Genomic DNA, 18109 nt, shown 5'->3' with positions numbered 1-18109 from the left:
ACCCTTCTCTCTTGGGAGCTAGCTCTTGCTGGCCCCGGCCGTCAGACCTCCGACGACGAAGCGCTGCAGGAAGAGGAACGCCAGGAAGATCGGCAGAGCGACCACGGCGGAGACCGCCATGACGTCGTTCCAGCGCGTGCCGAACGCGTTGGTCAGCCCCGCGAGGACCACACTGATCGGCTGCATCTCGTCCTTGGTGGCCAGCGCGAGCGCGAAGACGAACTCGCCCCAGGCGCCGAGGAAGCTCACCACGGCGACGGTGACGATGCCCGGCACGGACACCGGCAGCGCGATGCGGACGAACGCCCGCCACTGGTTGCAGCCGTCGACCCGGGCCGCCTCGACGACCTCGCCGGGCACCGCCAGGAAGTACGGCCGCAGCACGGTCACGGCCAGAGGCAGCGCCAGGGAGCAGTTGGCCACGACCAGTCCCGCGTAGGTGTTGACGAGTCCCAGATTACTGAAGATCACGAACATCGGCAGCGCCACGTTGATCGCCGGGATCATCTGGACCACGAGGAACAGCAGGAGGAAGGCGTTGACGAAGCGCAGCCGGAACCGCGCCAGCCCGTACGCCGCGGGAAGGGCCAGCGCGAGCGTCAGCACCGTCGTGGCCGCCCCGACCACGGTGCTGTTGGCCAGGCCGCGCAGCACGGCCGAGTTGTTCAGCACGCTGTCGGCGTACGCGCCGAACGTGACCGGCGAGGGCACCAGGTCGGGCGGGCTGGCGAAGATGTCGCCGGGCAGCTTGAGCGAGGTCGCGACCATCCAGTAGACGGGCACGATGTACAGGGCGGCCAGGAGTATGCCGATCGACGTGCTCAGCCAGGCGCGGAGGGAGGTCACGACAGCTCCTCCTTCCTCAGCGAGCGGAAGTAGAACACGCTCAGCAGCAGCGGGATCAACAGCATGACAGTCGTCTCGGCGGCCCCGGTGCCGAACCTGAAGAACTGGAAAGCCTCCAGGTAGGCGTGGATGGGCAGGATCGTGGTGGCGCCGCCGGGACCACCACGGGTCATCAGGTAGATGGTGTCGAAGGTCTTGAACACGGTCACGAACAGCAGCATCAGCACCGTCATGCTGACCGGCCGCAGCAGCGGCACGGTGATGCGGGTGAAGCGCTGCCAGGTGTTCGCGCCGTCGATGCGGGCGGCCTCGTACAGGCTGTCGGGGATGTTCTGCAGGCCCGCCAGCAGCAGGATCATCGCGAACGGGGCCATGGTCCACGTGGTGGCCAGGACCACCGCGACGAGCGCCGTGGCCGGCTCGACCAGCCAGAACACGTCACGTTCGAGCAGGCCGAGCGCGCCCAGCGCCGTGTTGACCAGGCCGTAGGTGCCGTCGAGCATCCACCGCCAGATGTTGGCGCTGACGACGCTCGGCAGCACCCAGGCCACCAGCAGCACCGAGCGCATCAGGTTGCGGCCGGGGAAGCGGCGGTTCAGGAACACCGCCATCGCCAGGCCGCCGCCGAACGACAGCGCGACGCAGAGCACCGTGTAGATGACCGAGATCGCGAGCGCGCGGCCGAACTCCGGCCGGGCGAACCTGCTCAGGTAGTTGTCGAACCCCACGAAGTCGCCGCCACCGGCGACGATCTCGCGTACGCCCACGTCACGGAAGCTGACCCCGATGTTGTAGACGAGCGGGTACAGCACCGTGACGGTGACGAACACCACCGCGGGCAGCACGAAGAGATACGTCGAGATCGGCACCTGCCGCCGCGGGCGCGGGGTTCCCCCCGCGGCCGCGGCGGAGCGCCTGCCGAGCAGCAGAGCCACTGCCTCTCCTCACCTGGGCCTTCAGCCGGCCAGCGCCTGGTCGATCTTCTGCTGAGCCTGGGTCAGGGCGTCGCCCGCGTTCGCCGAGCCGCTGATCGCGGCCTGCAGCGCGCCCTGGAGGTGGGTGAACACCTCGCTGGCGGAGGCCGCCAGCGGGCCCTCGGGCACCCAGGCCGACTTGAGCTGCTCCTGGAACACGGCGCGCGCCTCGTCCTCGCCGGGGGGCACGTCGCTGCGGGCGGGCAGCTTGTTCCGGTCGGGGAGGTACTCGGCGAGCACCTCCGGACGCTGCATCCACGTCATCAGGTCCCAGGCCGCGTCGGGGTTCTTGCTGCCGGAGGTGATGGTCAGGTTCTCCGCGCCGAGCAGGGTGGGGTTCTGCGTGTCCTTGGGCAGCAGCGCGACCTTCCACTTCAGGTCGGGCTTCTCGGTGCGGAGGGTGCTGACGTACGTGGCCGAGTTGATCATCATGGCGGTCCGCTCGTTGGCGAACTGGTTCTTGACGTCCTCCTCGTTCCAGCCCAGGATCCCCTTGGACATGGCCCCGGAGTCCACCATCTCCTTGAACTGGGTGAGCGCCTTGGTCGCCTGCGGCGTGTTCACCTTGGCGACGTCGCCGCCCGCGGCCAGGATGCGGATGATCAGGCCGGTGGCTCCCTCGTCGCCCTCGATGCCGCTCACCGCGAGGCCCTGGCGTTCGCCGGTGGCCAGCTTCTTCGCGGTGGCCGCCACCTCGTCCCAGGTCTTCGGCGGCTCCACGCCGGCCTTGTCGAGCAGGTCGGTGTTGTAGTAGAGCGCGTACGCGTCGGCGAGGTGCGGCAGGCCGTAGGTCTTGCCGCCGACCTGGGTGGTCTGCCAGCTCGCCGGGAAGAAGCCGTCCTTCTTGCCCCAGGCGGCGACCTTGTCGTCGAGTTCCTGGATGATTCCCGCCTCCACCATCGCCTGGGTGTGGAAGGCGTTGATGAGCGCGATGTCGGGCAGTTCGCCGCCGGCGGCGGACTGCAGCAGCGTGCGGGTGAAGTCGCCGAACGGGATGTGCCGCGGCTGGACGTCGACGCCCGGGTGCTCGCGCTCGTACCGCTCCACGAGTCGCACTAATGCCCCTCCGGTCGCGCTGTCCGGCGGGCCGTAGTAGTGCCACAGGGTCAGCGTCTTCTCGCCACCGCTGTCTCCGGCGGAGTCGGTCCCGCCGCCTCCCCCGCATCCCGTCGCCAGCACACCCGCCATGAGCAGCGCCGCGACGCGGCGAAGCGAAACCCCACCAAGTCTCATGAGGCCCTCCTGTTTCGTGGATCAGCAGGACCGGAACATAGATTAGATATCTGATCTCTGTCAATGAGATGTTTCGCGTTCGTTACGGACCACCCACATCCGACGACAGGGACGGTTAACCGCGAAGACCGAGCCGAGGAGGGCCGCGCAGACCCGTTGGGGCTACGCGGCCGCCCCAGCTAGAAAGGGCTTTCCCAAGACTCGGCGGGTCTCAGTGGCCGACGCTCTGGTAGTGGTCGAGCTGGCTTCGCCAGACCCGGTACGCCAGCGCGACGAGCACCACCCCCAGCAGCGGCGCGGCGAGCGCCCACGGGCTGTCGAGCTTGCCGAGCACGACGCTCGCGGGCACGTACGCCACGAAGGCGACCGGCACCACGAACGTGAGCACCCACTCGACCGCGCCACCGAAGATCTTCATCGGGTACGAGCCGAACTTGCTGAAGACGTCGTCGACGAAGACCCGCAGCGCGAAGGTGTCGATCATGCGCAGCGACAGGGAGCAGAGCGCGAGGAAGAAGGCGGCCTCGATGAGCGCGCCGCCGACGATCGCGATCAGGCAGAACGCGATCAGCCAGGCGCTCCACGGGACCTGCGCGCCCTGACTCGCCACGGCGAGCAGCGTCAGGCCCACGAGCAGGTCGCCGAACTGGGCGATGCCCATCCGGTTGCCCATGAGCTGGACGAGGGGGTTGAGCGGGCGCAGCAGGAACCGGTCGAACTCCCCGCCGATGACCAGCCACTGGATGTCGTTCATGCTCATCAGGGGGATCATGGCCAGGGCGTGGGCGGTCAGGCGCAGGCCGTACAGGAAGGCGATCTCCGCCAGGCCCCAGCCCGCCAGCGACGGGAAGGTGTGCATCACCACCCAGATGAAGGCGAATCCGGTGCCCTGCCAGATCGCCCCGCTGAGGATGCCGATCACGGTGTTCATCCGGTACTGCATGGCGCCGCGGGCGGAGGCGCGCTGGAGCAGCGCGTACAGCCGCAGGGCGCGCAGGATCTCAGCCACCCTGGATCACCACCCTGCGGTGGGCCCGTGACCAGGTCAGCGCGAGCAGGCCCCACAGCCCCGCGACCCAGGCGAGTTCGACCAGAACAGGGCCCGTGACGTCCGGGATGTGACCGACGTAGACCGCCGCGGGCACGTAACCGAGATACTTGAAGGGCAGGGCCTCGGCGAGCGCGCCCAGGAAGCCGGGGAAGAAGGCGAGCGGCACCATCGTCCCGGCGAAGAACTGGCTGACGAGCCGGTAGAGCAGCGAGATCGCGCCGATCTCCATCGTCCAGAAGCCGATCAGGCTGATCAGCAGCGCCAGTTGCACGGCGATCACGTAGCCGAGCACCAGCGTCACCACGTAGCCCAGTCCGTTGACCGGCGTGGTGATCGAGCCGACCAGCAGCACCACCGGGACGACCGGGGCGAGCAGCAGCAGGCCGCCCACGGTGTTCCCGACCTGGAAGGCGGCCATCTGCCTCAGGTAGCCGACCGGCCTGGCCAGGTCGAAGAAGACCATGCCGGTACGGATGCGATGGTGGACGGTCCTGGAGACGAGGGTCTGGGTGGCGAAGCTCTGCAGGTTGGCCAGGGTCAGGTAGGCCAGCAGCGCCTCCAGCGTGAGCCCGGCGGCGGAGGGGCGTGAGCCGTACACCGAGGTCCAGATCATGCGCAGCAGGAACACCTGGGCGATCAGCGTCACGCAGGTCATCACGATGTTGCTGCGGTAGGCCAGGGCGAGGCGGAAACCGATGCGCGTCATCGGGTGTAGATCCCCTTGATCACGCTCTCCAGGTCGGGCTCCTCGACCGACAGGTCGCGGATGGTGTGCTCGGCGGCGATCGAGGCGATCACGCCCGGCAGGTCGTCGTGGATCTCGAAGACGTGGCGGCCCTCGGCGTCCCGCGACACCCCGCGCACCTCCTCCGGCGCGGACTCCAGCAGCACCACCAGCCGCCTGGGCTGGTTCACCAGCGCGCCGATGGCGCCGTCGAAGAGCACCCGGCCGTGGTCGATGAGGATGATCCGCTCGCACAACGCCTCGACGTCGGCCAGGTCGTGCGTGGTGAGGATGACGGTGGTGCGGCCGGTGCGGTTGGTCTCCACGATGAACTCGCGTACGGCCTCCTTGGCCAGCACATCCAGCCCGACGGTGGGCTCGTCGAGGTAGAGGAGCGGTGGGTCGTACAGCATGGCCGCGGCCAGGTCGCCCCGCATCCGCTGGCCCAGGCTGAGCTGGCGGACCGGGGTGTCGAGGAACTCGTCGAGCCCGAGCACGTCGCGCAGCCTCTTCATGGACGCCTCGAAGCGCGGCGCGGGAACGTCGTAGAGCGAGCCCACCAGCCGGAACGACTCGATGAGCGGCAGGTCCCACCACAACTGGCTGCGCTGGCCGAAGACCACGCCGACGTTGCGTGCGTTGGCCGAGCGATCGCGCCACGGCACCAGGCCGCCCACCCGCACGGTGCCGCTCGTGGGGGTGAGGATGCCGGTGAGGATCTTGATGGTGGTGGACTTGCCCGCGCCGTTCGGGCCGAGGTAGCCGATGACCTCACCCTCGTCGATCTCGAAGCTGACGTCGTCGACGGCGGTCTTGTCGTCGTACTGGCGGGTGACCAGTGTGCGTAACGCTCCGAAAGGTCCGGAGAAAGTGCGTGGCCGGCGAAAGACTTTGGTTAACCCCTCGACTTCGATCATGGAAGAATTCTTTCTACGAAACGCGCGTCCTGCAAGTTGTTTTCATTACCGGCGGACTTTCCCAAACTTTCCGGACGGCGATTTCGGCGGACAATCCGGATAAATGACGGCAAGCTTTCCGAGATGTGGTGGAGCCCGAACTCCGTCGCCGCCGCCCGGCCAGAGCGGGCCCCGCACGGTGACGCTCGACACTTAGCCCTTGCGCTAACCATCGCGAGTCCAGTATTACTTAGCCCCATGGCACAGTATTCGGCGCAACTGGACGGCGTGTTCATCGCGCTCGCCGACCCGACCAGGCGGGCCGTCGTGCGGCGCCTCGGCCGCGGGCCGACGAGCGTCGGCGAGCTGGCCCGCGAGTTCCCGATGACCCTCCCCTCGTTCATGAAACACGTGCGGACGCTCGAGTCGAACGGGCTCATCCGCACGGCCAAGTCCGGCCGGGTACGCACGTGCGTGCTCAACCGCGAGCGGCTCGCCCTCGTCGACGACTGGCTCGCCGAGCAGCGCCGGGTCTGGGAAGAGCGCACCGACCGCCTCGAACAGTTCGTCACCGACCCGAAGGAGGACCAGCGGTGAACCCCGACCTCGACCTCAGCCTGGAACGGATCATCCGCGCCTCGCGCGTGACCGTATGGCGCGCCTGGACCGACCCCGCCCGGCTCGAGCGGTGGTGGGTCCCGGCTCCGTCGCGCTGCCTGGTGGACCGGCTGGACCCACGGCCCGGCGGGGCGTTCGTGACGCGGCTGAGTGACGACGGGGTCGAGTTCGTCCCGCACATGGACGCGTGCTTCCTCGCCGTCGACGAGCTGCGGCGCATCGTGTTCACCAACGCGATCGACAGCACCTGGCGGCCCGCGCATCCCGCCCCCGTCGCGATGACCGCCACCATCACGCTGGACGATCACCCCGACGGCACCGACTACCGGATGCTCGTCCGGCACCGCGACCCGGAGTCCCGCGCCCTGCACGACAAGCTCGGCTTCGCCGACGGCTGGGGTACGGTCGCCGCCCAACTGGCCGCCTTCGCCGAGGGCGGGGAGCCACGATGAGGCTCACCCTCACCGAGTTCGTCACGCTCGACGGGGTCAGCCAGGGCCCCGGCTCACCGGACGAGGACACCAGCGACGGCTTCACCCACGGCGGCTGGCTCGTGCCCCACATCGACGGGACGTTCCTCCAGCGCGCCTCCGGCTGGCTCGACCTCGCCGACGGTCTGCTGCTCGGCCGGCGCACCTACGAGGCGTTCGCCCGCGACTGGCCGAAGATCACCGATCCGGCCGACCCGTTCACCGAGCGGATGAACACGCTGCCGAAGTACGTCGTGTCCAGCACCCTCACCGAGGGCGCCTGGCACCCCACGACCGTGCTCAGCGGGAACCCGGTCCTGACGGTCGCCGAACTCAAGGAGCGACCGGGACGGGAGCTCCAGATCCATGGCAGCGCCCGGCTGGGCGACACGCTGCTGGCGGCGGGCCTGGTCGACACGGTCCGGCTCGTGGTCGCGCCCACGGTGCTCAGGACCGGCAGGCGTCTTCTGGGCGGGCCGGGCGCCGCGTCCGGTCTCCGCCTGGTCCGCCACGAGGCGACGCCGAACGGCCTGCTGCTCCTCGAATACGAGACCACGGGCCCGGCGAGCCAAGGCGTGTACGAGGGCGTCACCGCCTTCGCATAGAAGTGCCGGTCCCAGGCCGCGGACGAGCCGCGGCCCAGGACCGCCACGGAGCGGTGCCGCGGGTCTTTGGTCAGCCGCGGGTCTTTGGTCAGAGGATGACGCGGCCGGTCCACGACGCGGCGGCGGCCTTGTAGATCTGCGCCACCCCGCCGTCGAAGTACGGCGAGAAGCTCGTGTCGTAGCGCTGGTCGCCGTCGGTGTCGGCGACGCTGACGGTGATGCCGTTCAGGTAGCCCAGGCCGTCGCTGTAGTGCGAGACCCAGGACGAGCCGAGCGCGCCTTCACCGGTGAACGGGGATTCGACGGTGACGAACTCCTCGGCCTTCAGACTCGGCACCGCCGCGGACGAGGTGCGGCCCCGGGACGATTCGAGGCTCTCCCCCGAGTACGGCCGCTTCCCGTCGGGGTGTGCACCGGCCGGGTAGCCGAAGACGACGACCGGCTCACCCAGCGGCTGGTTCCAGGCCAGGCCCAGCCCGCCGACGCGGTCGCCGAGCCGGCCCGCGTCGGCCAGTCCGCCTTCGGGGGTGGGGACGACGCCGTTGTAGACGTTGACGAACGCGTAGTCGTCGTCGAAGTCCTCGAAGGCGTGGAAGTCGAAGTGCAGGAAAGCCTGCTTGCCGATGAAGAGACCCGGCGGAGACGTGTCGTCGGCGTCGTCGGTGTCGTCCGGGACGAAGACCCACTTGCCGAGCCCGGTGTTCGTCGCGAGGTCGAGAGCGCAGTGCCCGGCGGTGGCGACCAGGTTGCGGTACTGCGACTGCATCGCCGTGCCCGTGCACCACTGCGGCCGGCCGTCGGCGGTGACGAAGTAGACCTTGCCCGCGGTGGTGAGCGGCTTGCCGCCCGAATTGCCCGGAATGGGCACGACGGAGCCCGGCTTGGTGTCGGCCGGAACGCCGGTGCCCGGCAGGATCTCGCCCGTGATCGCGGTCTGGACGTCGTAGGGGGTGGCGTTTCGCAGGTTGGCTCCGCCGTCTCCGAGCCAGAACGCCGCGACCTCCTGAGCGGCGGCCGCCGTGGCCGCCAACGGTTCGACCGCAATGTCGGCGGCCGAGGCAGGCGCGGACCCGAAACCCGAGGTCAGTGCCGCGATGACGAACACCCCTAAAAAGCGCTTCATTTCGCCTTCCCGTGTCTTCTCGGAAATGCGACCAGGTGATCGGCGACGCCGGGAGCGCACGCCGAACACCATGATCACGCTACCCGCGGACCTTATCACATTGCGAACCTGTGTTCGAAGAAGGCCGCGAGGAGCCGGGCGCACTTACCAGGCCGTCACCGGTAGGAGTCGATGAGCCGGGCGAGATGCCTGCCGGCGATCAGCAGCGGGGCCTCGCTCTGGGACACCTGCGCCGACAGCTCCGCGCCCTCCAGCAGGTTGATCACGCTGTGCGCGAGGTCGTGGGCCACGTCGGGGGCGAAGCCGGAGCGCGTGAGCTTGTCGCGGACCAGCGTGCGCCAGTTCTCGTAGGCCGCCTCCGCGGCCTGCTGGATCTCGGGCTCACGGCCCGCGCTCTCCAGCGCCGTGGTGGTGACGGGGCAGCCGTCCAGCCAGCCGGACTCGCGCAGCCCGGTCGCCAGGTCGCGGGTGCAGGCGAGCATCGCCTCGGCCGGGTCGTCCTCCCGGTCGAACACCGTACGCAGGGAGTCGGCGAACTCCCTGTCGCCGTGGCGGACCGCCTCGATCGCCAGTTCCCGCTTGCCGCCGGGGAAGAAGTGGTAGACCGAGCCCAGCGTGGCCCGGGCCTCCAGGGAGATCTGCTTGAGGCCGGTCGCCTCGTAGCCCTGCCGCTGCATCAGGCGTGAGGTCGTCCGGACGATCCGCTCCCGGGTGCCGGTCTCGTGCTGGGTTCGCATGGCCTCATCGTACTAGGTAGAGCGTTCGTTCTAGTGGTGTGCTAGCGTGGCTCCTAGATAGAGCGTTCGTTCTAGTGATGAGGAGAGCGAGAATGCAGTCCGTGACAGTGATCGGGTTGGGCCCCATGGGGCAGGCCATGGTCGGCGCCTATCTCGACGCCGGCTACCAGGTCACCGTGTGGAACCGCACCCCTGCCAGGGCGGACGAGCTGGTGGCCCGGGGTGCGAAGAGGGCGGAGTCGGTCGAGGAGGCGCTCACCGCCAACGAACTGGTGGTGCTGAGCCTGACCGACTACGACGCGATGGACGCCATCTTGGCGCAGGCCCCACCGGCCGCCCTGAAGGGACGTACGCTGGCCAACCTCACCTCCGACAACCCCGACAGGGCCCGCCGGGCGGCGGCGTGGCTGGCCGAGCACGGAGCCGTGCAGGTCACCGGCGGTGTGCTCGTGCCGCCACCGGGCATCGGCAAGCCGGGCTCCATGACCTACTACAGCGGGCCCGAGGACGCGGTCGAGGCGCACCGGCCCGCCCTCGAGGTGCTGACCGGGATCGAGTATCTCGGCGAGGACCACGGGCTGGCGGCGCTGTACTACCAGATCGGCATCGACATGTTCTGGACCGCGCTGACCGGCTACCTGCACGGTCAGGCGGTGGCGGAGGCCAACGGCATCTCGGCCCAGGACTTCCTGCCGCACGCGGTGCGGACCCTCGAACTGCAGTACTTCCTGGAGTTCTACGCGCCCCGCATCACCGCGGGCAACCACGAGGGAGACGTCGACCGCGTCAGCATGGGCGTGGCGAGCCTGGAGCACGTGCTGCACACCACCCGGGCGGCCGGGGTGGACGACTCGCTCCCGTCCGCCGTCCTGGAGATCTTCCGCCGGGGGGCCACCGGCGGCCACTCCCAGGACAGCCTCACGAGCTTGATCGGCGTGCTGAAGAACCGCTGAGGAGCCGCCGGGGCGACGTGGGCAAGGGGCGGCGTCCTTCGCGGAGATCGTGGCCCGGGAGCAGGAGGACCGGCCGGGGAATGTGACGTCCCGGCCGGTCCCCTGCCCGGCGACCGCGCGGCCCGGTGGCGACTACGAGGTCCGCAGGTCGAACGAGGCCGTGGCCCTGACCGAGGACGAGTTGTGCGCGCACGCCGACACCACCACGACGTCCGGCGGCACCGTGACGGCCTGGTCGAAGGCCGTACCGGTCACGTCGAGAATCGTGTGGTGCTGGTCGTTCCCGTCGACCCCGGTGATCAGGAACTGGACCGGCACGTCGGAGTTCGCCACGAACCGCACGGCGCCCGAGACGAGCCCGCCGCAGAAGCTTCCACCGCTCACATGCGGCGTGAGCACCGCCGTGAGCGGCGCGGCCCCGACCTGGCCCGCCGGATCCTTCGTCTGCATGTTGAACGAGACGACCATCCTGAACTGGTCGGTACGCGGATTCGTCACGCACATCCGGTAGAAGTGGAAACCGGGGGTCGGGTGCGTGATGGTCGGATGGTTGGGGATCTCGGCCGTGACCCGCCGGAAGATCTCCGTTTCCGGCCCGCCGGCGGTGGCGGCGGCCCGCACCGTCCACACCGCGGGCCCGTTGTTGTTGGTCGCGTGAATGACCACTCCGGTGCCCGATCCCGTCTGACCCGTGCAGACGGTGCTGCCCGGGGCGATCCAGCCCGCTTCGGCCTGCGCCGGCCCGGCCGTCAGCGCCGCGCCGAAGAGCCCGGCCACCAGGGCCAGGACGAGAACCGTGCCACGTCTTCTCAGACTTCTCACCTGCTGCTCCTCCGTCCATTCGAGAGGGTCCGGCTACAGCGTGATGGGCGGGACGGAGACCCGATAGATGAATGCCGCTCATCCAATTGATCGGCACCGGGACCAGGACTGTTCACGTGCGGGAGCGGGCATTGACGTAGCGTTCGCGGGAAGCACTTTCCCGGCACGGAAAGTACATGAGAAGGCCCTCACGTCGATCTCACGTTGACCTCACCGCCGGTCGAAATCCTGCCTTTAACGCAGAAAGCGACACCGACGGAGGATACGAGATGCGCAAGATCGGATTGGCTCTGGCCGGGACCGTCCTCGGGGTCGGCATGGGGGCAGCGATGCTCGCCACCCCGGCCCTCGCCGAGGAACGCACCTGTAACGGCGCCATCGGCGCGGTGACCCTGGACAACGTACGCGTGCCGCAGGGCGGGAAGTGCACGCTCAACGGCACGCGGGTCAAGGGCACCGTGAAGGTCGAGCGAAACGCGACCCTGCTCGCCCGCGGCGTGCGCGTGGTCGGCAATGTCCAGGCGGAGGGAGCGAGCAGCGTGTCCGTCGTCGCCTCCTCGGTGATCGGCGGCAGCGTCCAGGTGAAGCAGGGCGGTGCGGCCACGGTCGAGTCGTCGCACATCAAGGCCGACATCCAGTACGACGCCAACGGCCGGCACCTGAAGGCCAACGACAACCGGGTCGGCGGCAGCATCCAGGTGGTCGGCAACCGCAACGGCGCGGAGATCCGGCGCAACCGGGTCGACGGCAACCTCCAGTGCAAGGAAAACCGCCCGGCGCCCACCGGCAGCGCCAACGTCGTCGACGGCAACAAGGAAGACCAGTGCCGAGGCTTCTAGCCACCACCTGACCGGCCTGGGACCTCGGTGGGGCCCCGTAGGTTCACACGGGGTCAACGCGGTGTTTGTTGCCGCCCCTGCGGATGCCTGCTTACGGTGCACGCGACATGAAGATCGCGATGCGGGGTGTCGTGGCGAGGCTCCGGCTGCTGGTGTCCGCAGTGTCCGTGTGCACGCTGTCCATGGTGGCCACGGCCGCGTTGCCGGTGTCCGTGACCGGCGCGACGCAGGAGCCGACGCAGGAGCCGACGCAGGGGCCGGGGCCGACGCAGGGGCCGGGGTCCGTGGCTTCGGGGCGTGGCGACGGGCCGGGGCCGACGTTTCTCACCCGCTTCGTGGCGCGGGATCCGGGCGTGCCGGTCGCGGTGGCCGGGACGGTGGTGCTGCGGGCCGACGAATGCGCCTCGCGGCTGGTGGTCGCGAAGGAGGGGGCGGGCACCGTCCGCGAGGTCGTACCGCCCGAGCTGGCGTGCGACGAAGGGTACATGCGCTACGAACTCGACACGGCGGCGCTCGAAGCGAACGCCCCGCACACCGCGGAGATCCACGACGCCACGGGCGAGGTGACGGACCGAATCGCCTTCACCCCGGTGGCCCGCGTGCGCGGCGTCGTTCCCGCGCTGCCGAAAGGCGTCTACGTCACCAACGGCTGGGCCGACGCCCCGGTCGCGGCGGGCCTGCGGTACATCGAGGAGGTCAGGGGCGCGGTGCCGGTCTGGGTGAAGGGCATCGCGGTGATCGTGGCCTGGCGCACCCTGCAGCCCGACCCGTCACTGCCGCTCGACACCGCGCGCATCGACGAGGCCCTCGACTACGCCGAGCGGCAGCGTCTCCTGCGCGGCGGGCTGCCGCTGCCGACGGTCTTCATCGTCAAGGCCGGCGACTACGCCACCCCGACCTGGTACTACCAGCGCCTCGGCCGGCCCGCCTACCACTTCCCCGGCGGGGAGGGGGTCGGCACGCTGCCGTGGGACTACGTGATGGGCGACCTGTTCGCGGCCGTGACGTCCCAGATCGCCGCCAGGTACGACGGCCGGGCGGAGCACCCCGACTTCGCCGGCGTCTACATCTCGGGAGCGGGCACCCCGCACTACCCCGAGATGTGGAGCAGCAGGCCCACCAGGTGCGGCGGGTGGAACGAGGACGTCGGCGTACTCGGCCGGATCGACTACGCCGACTTCACCTGGGACCCGCCCGGCTGCCCCGTGGAGCCCGCCCTCCCCGACCCGCTCAAACAGGCCGAGGCGTACGTCTCGACCACCCGGCTCATGGCTTCGCAGTTCACCAGCACCACGCTGGTCGCCATGCTCGACGTCACCCCGCCCGCCGAAGGCAGGGACCGCACGACAATCGCCATGGAACGCATCCTCGACCAGGGATTCGGCACCGTCTTCGGCGACGCCGCCGACCGCTACACGGTCGGTGTGACGAACCCCGGCCGGCACACCTTCGACCCGAACAACCACAACTTCCGCGAGAAGGACTGGCACAAGTACCGCGTCCTCGCCGCGTACGCCGAGCGGCACCCGGTCTTCCGCCTGATGGAGCTGGGCCCGACCCAGTTCGGCCCGCCGCCCGTCGAGGGCAGCGGCACGCCGGGCTGGTACCTCCCGACCGCCGACCCCGCCGCCGACCGCTACGCGATGCGGGAGGTGGTCCGCTACTGCGCCGGTCCGGCGGAGGACGACCCCAACCGCTACGAGCGCTACGTCGACGCCGACGCGGACGGTGTCGACGACTTCGACGTGGCGTGCGACGGAATGATCATCCATCGCACGAATCTCGACGCCGCCTACCGGGTCCACCAGTGGGTGTTCGACCGCTGCACGGTCTGGCAGGCCGCCTGGGACGTCTGGACCGACTCCACACCACCCGTGCCGACCACCGGCGACTACTGCGAGGAGCCCGCACCCGCCCGTCCCCCGGCCCGCTGACCTCCGCCCCGCCTCCGGACGTCCGCCTCCGGACGTCCGCCTCAAGACGGGCGGCGCAGGACGACGTAGCCGTTCTGGTCGAAGATCACCTGGTAGCCGGCGCGTTTCAGCTCCTCGACCCGTTCCCGCTGGCGTTCCACCGAGGGCCAGGGGAAGGCGAGCCGCCCGGTGTCCGCCACCACCCAGGGCGCGTTCCGCTTCCCGTCCTCCCACAGCAGCACCGTGGTCCGGGACGAGAGGTGGGGGCCGAGGCCATTGGCGGCCTCGACGGTGACGCCGTCCGGCACGCGTGCGACGGCCTGCGCGGCGGCGACGGCATCCGGCCCGGCACGGTAGAAGCCGGGTCTGGCCAACTGCCCCATGGGGTGCTGCGGGGCGAGCGTGAGCGCGACGGCGCAGACGCAGGCGGCCCAGGTCAGGCCGATCCCCGGCCGGCCGAACCGGCGCGCGAGCCGGGCCGCGCCGTCCACCCCCGCGCAGAGCACGATGGCGACGGTGAAGGCGTCGTAGTGGTAGTTCGTCCCCCACCAGTTCGCGTTGTCGGAGAGCATGCGTTCGAGCAGGTGCGGCAGCGCCACCAGGAGGAGCGGGGAGCAGAGGCAGGCGAACAGCGCCGTCCAGAGGACGAGCAGGAGGGTGTCGGCCTTGACCGCGGGGGTGACCAGGTACTGCAGGGTGTCCAGCGGGCTCCCGGCCATCGCCGCCAGCGCTCCTGGAACGTCCCTGCCGAAGTGGTCATAGGCCCAGTACGTCTCGGGATCGCCGCCCACGGCCGGGATCAGCACCGCGCGCACCAGGAGCACCCAGCCGAGGCCGGCCGCGAAGTAGGCGGCGCCGCGCGAACGGTCCCCCCGTAAGGCGGCGAAGACGCCGAAGGCCGCGACCGTGAGCCCCATGTCCTCCTTGACCAGCAGCAGGGCCCCGGCGGCGAGGGCGGCCGTGGCGTGCCGGCCCGCGTCGTACCGTTCGATCAGGAGCGCCGTCAGCAGGGGGACGAGGGCCACCTCGTGGAAGTCGAAGTTCAGGGCTTGGGCGACCGGCCAGGACAGCGCGTACGCGGCGGCCGTGAGGTACGCGGGCAGGACGCCGAGCCTGCGCCGGGCGAAGAGCCAGATCGGCACGGCGGCCCCGGCCAGCAGCGCCGCCTGGGCGACGAGCAGCGTCTCCGGCCCGTCGTGGATCCAGTAGAGCGGCGCGAGCAGGGCGAGGATCGGGGAGAAGTGGTCACCGAGCTGGTTCCAGTCCGCGGCCCGGCCGATGCTGACGCCCTTGAGCGCGCTCGTCGGCGCCTGGAAGCGGGCGTAGCCGCGCACCGCCTGGTCGAAGATCGTCAGGTCGACGCTGGTCGTCTGGAACAGGCGGTGCTTGGTCAGGCTGAGCAGCGCGTACGCGCCGAAGGACAGCGCCACGAGCGCACCGAGAGCCATCGCCTGCCTGGCGCGACCGGCGGTCGCCGGATCCGCAGGAGAGCCGATGGCCCGCGCGAGTGCCGCCACCCGGCTCCCGATCATGGGTGCAACTCTAGGCAGGCGATGCTGGATGCCGGGGGAACACGGCGTGAAGCTTGCGGGCACGCGCTGGCGGAACCTGGTGGGACCAGGTGTTCCCGGGCCGTACAGGGCGTGGTCATCCTGGGCCGCTAGGCTCCGCCCGTGATCACCTCGCAGCGCCTGTCTGCCAGGACAGCCCTGACGATCACGTACCTCTGGCTGGCGAGCAGGGTGCTCCTGCTGCTCATGGTCCTGGACGTCGTGACGCTCTTCGAGAGCGTGAACGTGGATGTCGCCGGCGTCTACCGGAACTGGCACGACGTCATGCGCACCACGGGCTCCTTACCCGTGGGCGACCCGACGTGGCAGTACCCGCCGGGCGCCGCGCTGCTCATGGTGGCTCCCGGGGTGCTGCCGTTCGGCTATCTCAGCGGCTTCATGGCCATCCTGGTGGCCTGCGACGCGCTCGTCACGGTCACGCTCGCCCACCAGCCCAGGCAGCACGGGCTGTGGGTGTGGCTGGCCGGGGTGCCGCTGCTGGGTCCCGTCGTCTACGCCAGGTACGACCTCGCGGTCGCCGCCCTGGCCGTGCTGGGCCTGCTGCGGCTGCGCGGCTCACCCGTGGGCGGAGGGCTGCTGCTCGGTGTCGCCACCGGGCTGAAGCTCTGGCCCGCGCTGGCCCTGGTCGGCGTGCCGAGCGGCGGACCGAGGGGCGGACCGGCGCGGCGCGTGGTGCTGGGGGCGGCGGCGGGGGCGTCGGTGACGACGCTGGTGGTGCTGGTCTTCCTCGGGCAGGGCGCGGACTTCCTCACGGCGCAGCGGGACCGCGGCGTCGAGGTGGAGTCGGTGTGGGCGCTGGGCTTCCACCTCGCCCGCTGGGCGGGCTGGCCGGGCGAGGTCAGCTCCAGCTACGGCTCCATGGAGATGATCGGGCCGTGGACCAGGGAGGTCGGCCAGTGGTCGCTGGTCGCGACGGCCCTGTGCCTGCTGTGGCTGCTGTACTGGCGGCGCCGGGTCAGGAGCTGGACCGACGCCACGGCCTATGACGCGGCGCTGGCCGCCGTGCTGCTGTTCGTCGTCACCAGCAGGGTGATCAGCCCGCAGTACCTGGTGTGGCTGGTCGGGCTGGCGGCCGTGTGCGCCACGGCCCGCGACTCCTCCCAGCGTCCCGTGGTGTCCCTCGTGCTGGCCGCGACCGCGGTGACGATGGTGGAGTTCCCGACGCTGTTCGTGGCGGTCCAGGAGAGCACCCCCCTGGGCGTGGGGGTGCTCCTCCTGCGCAACGGGCTGCTGGTGGCCGCGGCCGTGCTGTCCTGCGTACGGCTGTGGCGCGGCACTACCGGGGAGCCCATCCCCGCGGACTGACGGCCAGGCCGAGCAGGCGGGCGGCGGTGTCCCAGCGGACGAGCTTGAGCCCGGCCCCAGCGGGCTCCGGCGTGTCGGCGGAGTCCTGGACGACCAGGACGCCCTTGGGGAAGTGCCGCCCGGCGGGCACGTTGAGCACGTCCAGGCCGAGCGTGCCCTGCACGGGGTCGATGTGCGGCGCCGCGCCCACCCTGAACTGCCCCAGGTACGGGGCCCCGCCTCCCGAGCCGTAGACCGCGACGCGGCTGTTGTCCCTGCTGGAGGCCAGCAGGTAGCCACCGCTCGCTACGCCCTGGTAGAACGCGAGCCCGCCGAGCCCGACGAGGCGGTCGCCGCCTTCGCCCGGGTCGGTTCCCGGCACGCATCGCCCGGACGCCTCGTCGCGGGACGTGTCGGCGCCGAATCCGCTGACGACGTCCACGAGGTGCGGCTGGTCACCGAGGTCGGCCCGCAGGCGCAGGATCCCCACGCCTTGCTGGGCGACGTACAGGGTGCGGGACCTGCGGTCCACGGTCAGGCCCGCGACCGTGGGGGCCTCGCACGGCGACCAGGCGGCGCCGCTGCTCAGCGTGAACCAGGTGGGCAGGTCGACGGTCCTGATCACCTGGTAGCCGACCTTGCGTCCCGGCTTGGCGAGGAGCCGGACGAGGGCCAGCGTGCCCGTGCCCGCGCGACTCACGACGGCGTGGACCCTGCCGCCGTCGCGCCAGGTGACGAGGTGCTCCGGCGCTCCCCCATCGGGGAAGACGGCGGGCGCGCCCTTGGCGGTGACGTCCTCGACCAGCGGTCTGCCCCAGTCCGCGGCGACCGGGCGGAAGGCGAAGGACCTGAGCCCGCCGGAGGCGGAGTCGGCCGCCACCGCGAGGTCGTTGGACCACTTGGCGTCGAACCTGAACCGGTAGGCGACGTCCACCCCGGCCAGGCTCACCCCGTTGCCGGACAGCCGCTGCTTCGCCGTGCCGGTCAGGTTGTGCACGTGCAGGCCGCCCGCGCCCGCCGCGCTCACCACGACGCTCTTGGCGGGATCGCGCGGGTGCACCCAGATCGCCGGGTCGACCACCTGGCCGGCCGGCTTGGAGATCTCCCTGAGCGGCTTGGCGGACGGCACGAACGGCGTCGCCGACGGCGTCGGGGACGGCTCGGCCTCCGGCGTGACCTGGACCTCTCCGGGCGCCTCGGCCCCGGGTGCCTCGGCGGGCGGCACCGTCTCGCCCTCGACCGGCGGGTCCGCCTGCCCGTCCTCGATCGGTTCGACCTGCCCCTCCTCGGGCGTCTCGATCTGGTCGGCGCTCACGACGCCGGACGGCTCCTGCGCCGGATCGGCCACGAGCCGGATGTCCGTGGCCCCGCCGACGGACACGCCGACGGGCACCGCCACGACGCACACCGCGACGCCCAGCGCGAGCGACACCCTCAGGGCAGACAATTG

Annotated in this window: 18 protein-coding genes; 7 read left to right on the top strand and 11 right to left on the bottom strand. The window is 70.5% G+C overall.

Translation table 11 applies throughout. The annotated features are described in order from the left end of the window. Window positions 1–18: 18 nt before the first annotated feature. From ACZ6S0_RS24440 to ACZ6S0_RS24415, 6 genes are all read right to left on the bottom strand, one after another. Window positions 19–846, bottom strand: coding sequence for a carbohydrate ABC transporter permease (locus ACZ6S0_RS24440; RefSeq protein ID WP_465921632.1), 828 nt, complete (start codon window positions 844–846; stop codon window positions 19–21). After that, entirely contained in the window at window positions 843–1781 is a 939-nt protein-coding gene (locus ACZ6S0_RS24435) for a carbohydrate ABC transporter permease (protein WP_465921631.1), read from the bottom strand. The genes ACZ6S0_RS24440 and ACZ6S0_RS24435 overlap by 4 nt, the downstream gene beginning before the upstream one ends. A 21-nt stretch (window positions 1782–1802) precedes the next feature. Then, window positions 1803–3053: an ABC transporter substrate-binding protein gene (locus ACZ6S0_RS24430; RefSeq protein WP_465921630.1), complete on the bottom strand. Its 1251-nt coding sequence runs from the start codon at window positions 3051–3053 to the stop codon at window positions 1803–1805. Window positions 3054–3264: 211 nt separating this feature from the next. Beyond that, window positions 3265–4062 (bottom strand): ABC transporter permease, encoded by a 798-nt coding sequence (locus ACZ6S0_RS24425; protein WP_465921629.1) that lies wholly within the window; start codon window positions 4060–4062, stop codon window positions 3265–3267. Continuing rightward, window positions 4055–4810 carry an ABC transporter permease gene (locus tag ACZ6S0_RS24420; protein WP_465921628.1) on the bottom strand — a complete coding sequence of 252 codons (756 nt, stop codon included), beginning with the start codon at window positions 4808–4810 and terminating at the stop codon, window positions 4055–4057. Before ACZ6S0_RS24420 ends, ACZ6S0_RS24425 begins: the two co-directional genes overlap by 8 nt. After that, window positions 4807–5745, bottom strand: a complete 939-nt coding sequence (locus ACZ6S0_RS24415; RefSeq protein ID WP_465921627.1) for an ABC transporter ATP-binding protein — start codon at window positions 5743–5745, stop codon at window positions 4807–4809. Before ACZ6S0_RS24415 ends, ACZ6S0_RS24420 begins: the two co-directional genes overlap by 4 nt. Before the next feature lie 237 nt (window positions 5746–5982). Between ACZ6S0_RS24415 and ACZ6S0_RS24410 the strand changes: the two genes are divergently transcribed. The 3 genes from ACZ6S0_RS24410 to ACZ6S0_RS24400 are packed head-to-tail and all read left to right on the top strand — an operon-like array spanning window position 5983 to window position 7417. Further along, window positions 5983–6321: an ArsR/SmtB family transcription factor gene (locus ACZ6S0_RS24410; protein WP_465921626.1), complete on the top strand. Its 339-nt coding sequence runs from the start codon at window positions 5983–5985 to the stop codon at window positions 6319–6321. Next, window positions 6318–6794: an SRPBCC domain-containing protein gene (locus ACZ6S0_RS24405; protein WP_465921625.1), complete on the top strand. Its 477-nt coding sequence runs from the start codon at window positions 6318–6320 to the stop codon at window positions 6792–6794. The genes ACZ6S0_RS24410 and ACZ6S0_RS24405 overlap by 4 nt, the downstream gene beginning before the upstream one ends. Then, entirely contained in the window at window positions 6791–7417 is a 627-nt protein-coding gene (locus ACZ6S0_RS24400; protein ID WP_465921624.1) for a dihydrofolate reductase family protein, read from the top strand. The genes ACZ6S0_RS24405 and ACZ6S0_RS24400 overlap by 4 nt, the downstream gene beginning before the upstream one ends. A gap of 88 nt (window positions 7418–7505) precedes the next feature. On the opposite strand, the gene ACZ6S0_RS24395 is transcribed toward ACZ6S0_RS24400, so the two are convergent. Continuing rightward, window positions 7506–8540: a trypsin-like serine peptidase gene (locus tag ACZ6S0_RS24395; protein WP_465921623.1), complete on the bottom strand. Its 1035-nt coding sequence runs from the start codon at window positions 8538–8540 to the stop codon at window positions 7506–7508. A gap of 155 nt (window positions 8541–8695) precedes the next feature. Beyond that, window positions 8696–9277 (bottom strand): TetR/AcrR family transcriptional regulator, encoded by a 582-nt coding sequence (locus tag ACZ6S0_RS24390; RefSeq protein WP_465921622.1) that lies wholly within the window; start codon window positions 9275–9277, stop codon window positions 8696–8698. Window positions 9278–9369: 92 nt separating this feature from the next. Between ACZ6S0_RS24390 and ACZ6S0_RS24385 the strand changes: the two genes are divergently transcribed. After that, window positions 9370–10230 (top strand): NAD(P)-dependent oxidoreductase, encoded by an 861-nt coding sequence (locus tag ACZ6S0_RS24385; RefSeq protein ID WP_465921621.1) that lies wholly within the window; start codon window positions 9370–9372, stop codon window positions 10228–10230. A 132-nt stretch (window positions 10231–10362) separates the two neighbouring features. Here ACZ6S0_RS24385 and ACZ6S0_RS24380 read toward each other — a convergent pair whose 3' ends face one another. Continuing rightward, window positions 10363–11052, bottom strand: coding sequence for a hypothetical protein (locus tag ACZ6S0_RS24380; RefSeq protein ID WP_465921620.1), 690 nt, complete (start codon window positions 11050–11052; stop codon window positions 10363–10365). Between the two features lie 269 nt (window positions 11053–11321). On the opposite strand from ACZ6S0_RS24380, the gene ACZ6S0_RS24375 reads away from it, so the two are divergent. Together ACZ6S0_RS24375 and ACZ6S0_RS24370 are read left to right on the top strand one after the other, a co-directional pair. Beyond that, a complete protein-coding gene (locus ACZ6S0_RS24375; RefSeq protein WP_465921619.1) occupies window positions 11322–11891 on the top strand; it encodes a hypothetical protein in 570 nt (189 codons plus the stop codon). A gap of 107 nt (window positions 11892–11998) precedes the next feature. Next, window positions 11999–13825 carry a hypothetical protein gene (locus ACZ6S0_RS24370; protein ID WP_465921618.1) on the top strand — a complete coding sequence of 609 codons (1827 nt, stop codon included), beginning with the start codon at window positions 11999–12001 and terminating at the stop codon, window positions 13823–13825. 41 nt (window positions 13826–13866) lie between these two features. Here ACZ6S0_RS24370 and ACZ6S0_RS24365 read toward each other — a convergent pair whose 3' ends face one another. Then, entirely contained in the window at window positions 13867–15336 is a 1470-nt protein-coding gene (locus tag ACZ6S0_RS24365; protein WP_465921617.1) for a DUF2079 domain-containing protein, read from the bottom strand. 141 nt (window positions 15337–15477) lie between these two features. On the opposite strand from ACZ6S0_RS24365, the gene ACZ6S0_RS24360 reads away from it, so the two are divergent. Continuing rightward, window positions 15478–16680: a glycosyltransferase 87 family protein gene (locus ACZ6S0_RS24360; RefSeq protein WP_465921616.1), complete on the top strand. Its 1203-nt coding sequence runs from the start codon at window positions 15478–15480 to the stop codon at window positions 16678–16680. On the opposite strand, the gene ACZ6S0_RS24355 is transcribed toward ACZ6S0_RS24360, so the two are convergent. Then, the gene (locus ACZ6S0_RS24355; RefSeq protein ID WP_465921615.1) at window positions 16652–18106 is read right to left on the bottom strand and encodes a phytase; all 1455 of its coding nucleotides are present in this window, start codon (window positions 18104–18106) and stop codon (window positions 16652–16654) included. The genes ACZ6S0_RS24360 and ACZ6S0_RS24355 overlap by 29 nt on opposite strands. Window positions 18107–18109 lie beyond the last annotated feature (3 nt).

Source organism: Nonomuraea sp. NPDC051298 (assembly GCF_055586305.1).
The sequence above is the reverse complement of the archived record's forward strand: the minus strand, read 5'-3'. Positions and strand labels throughout refer to the sequence as shown.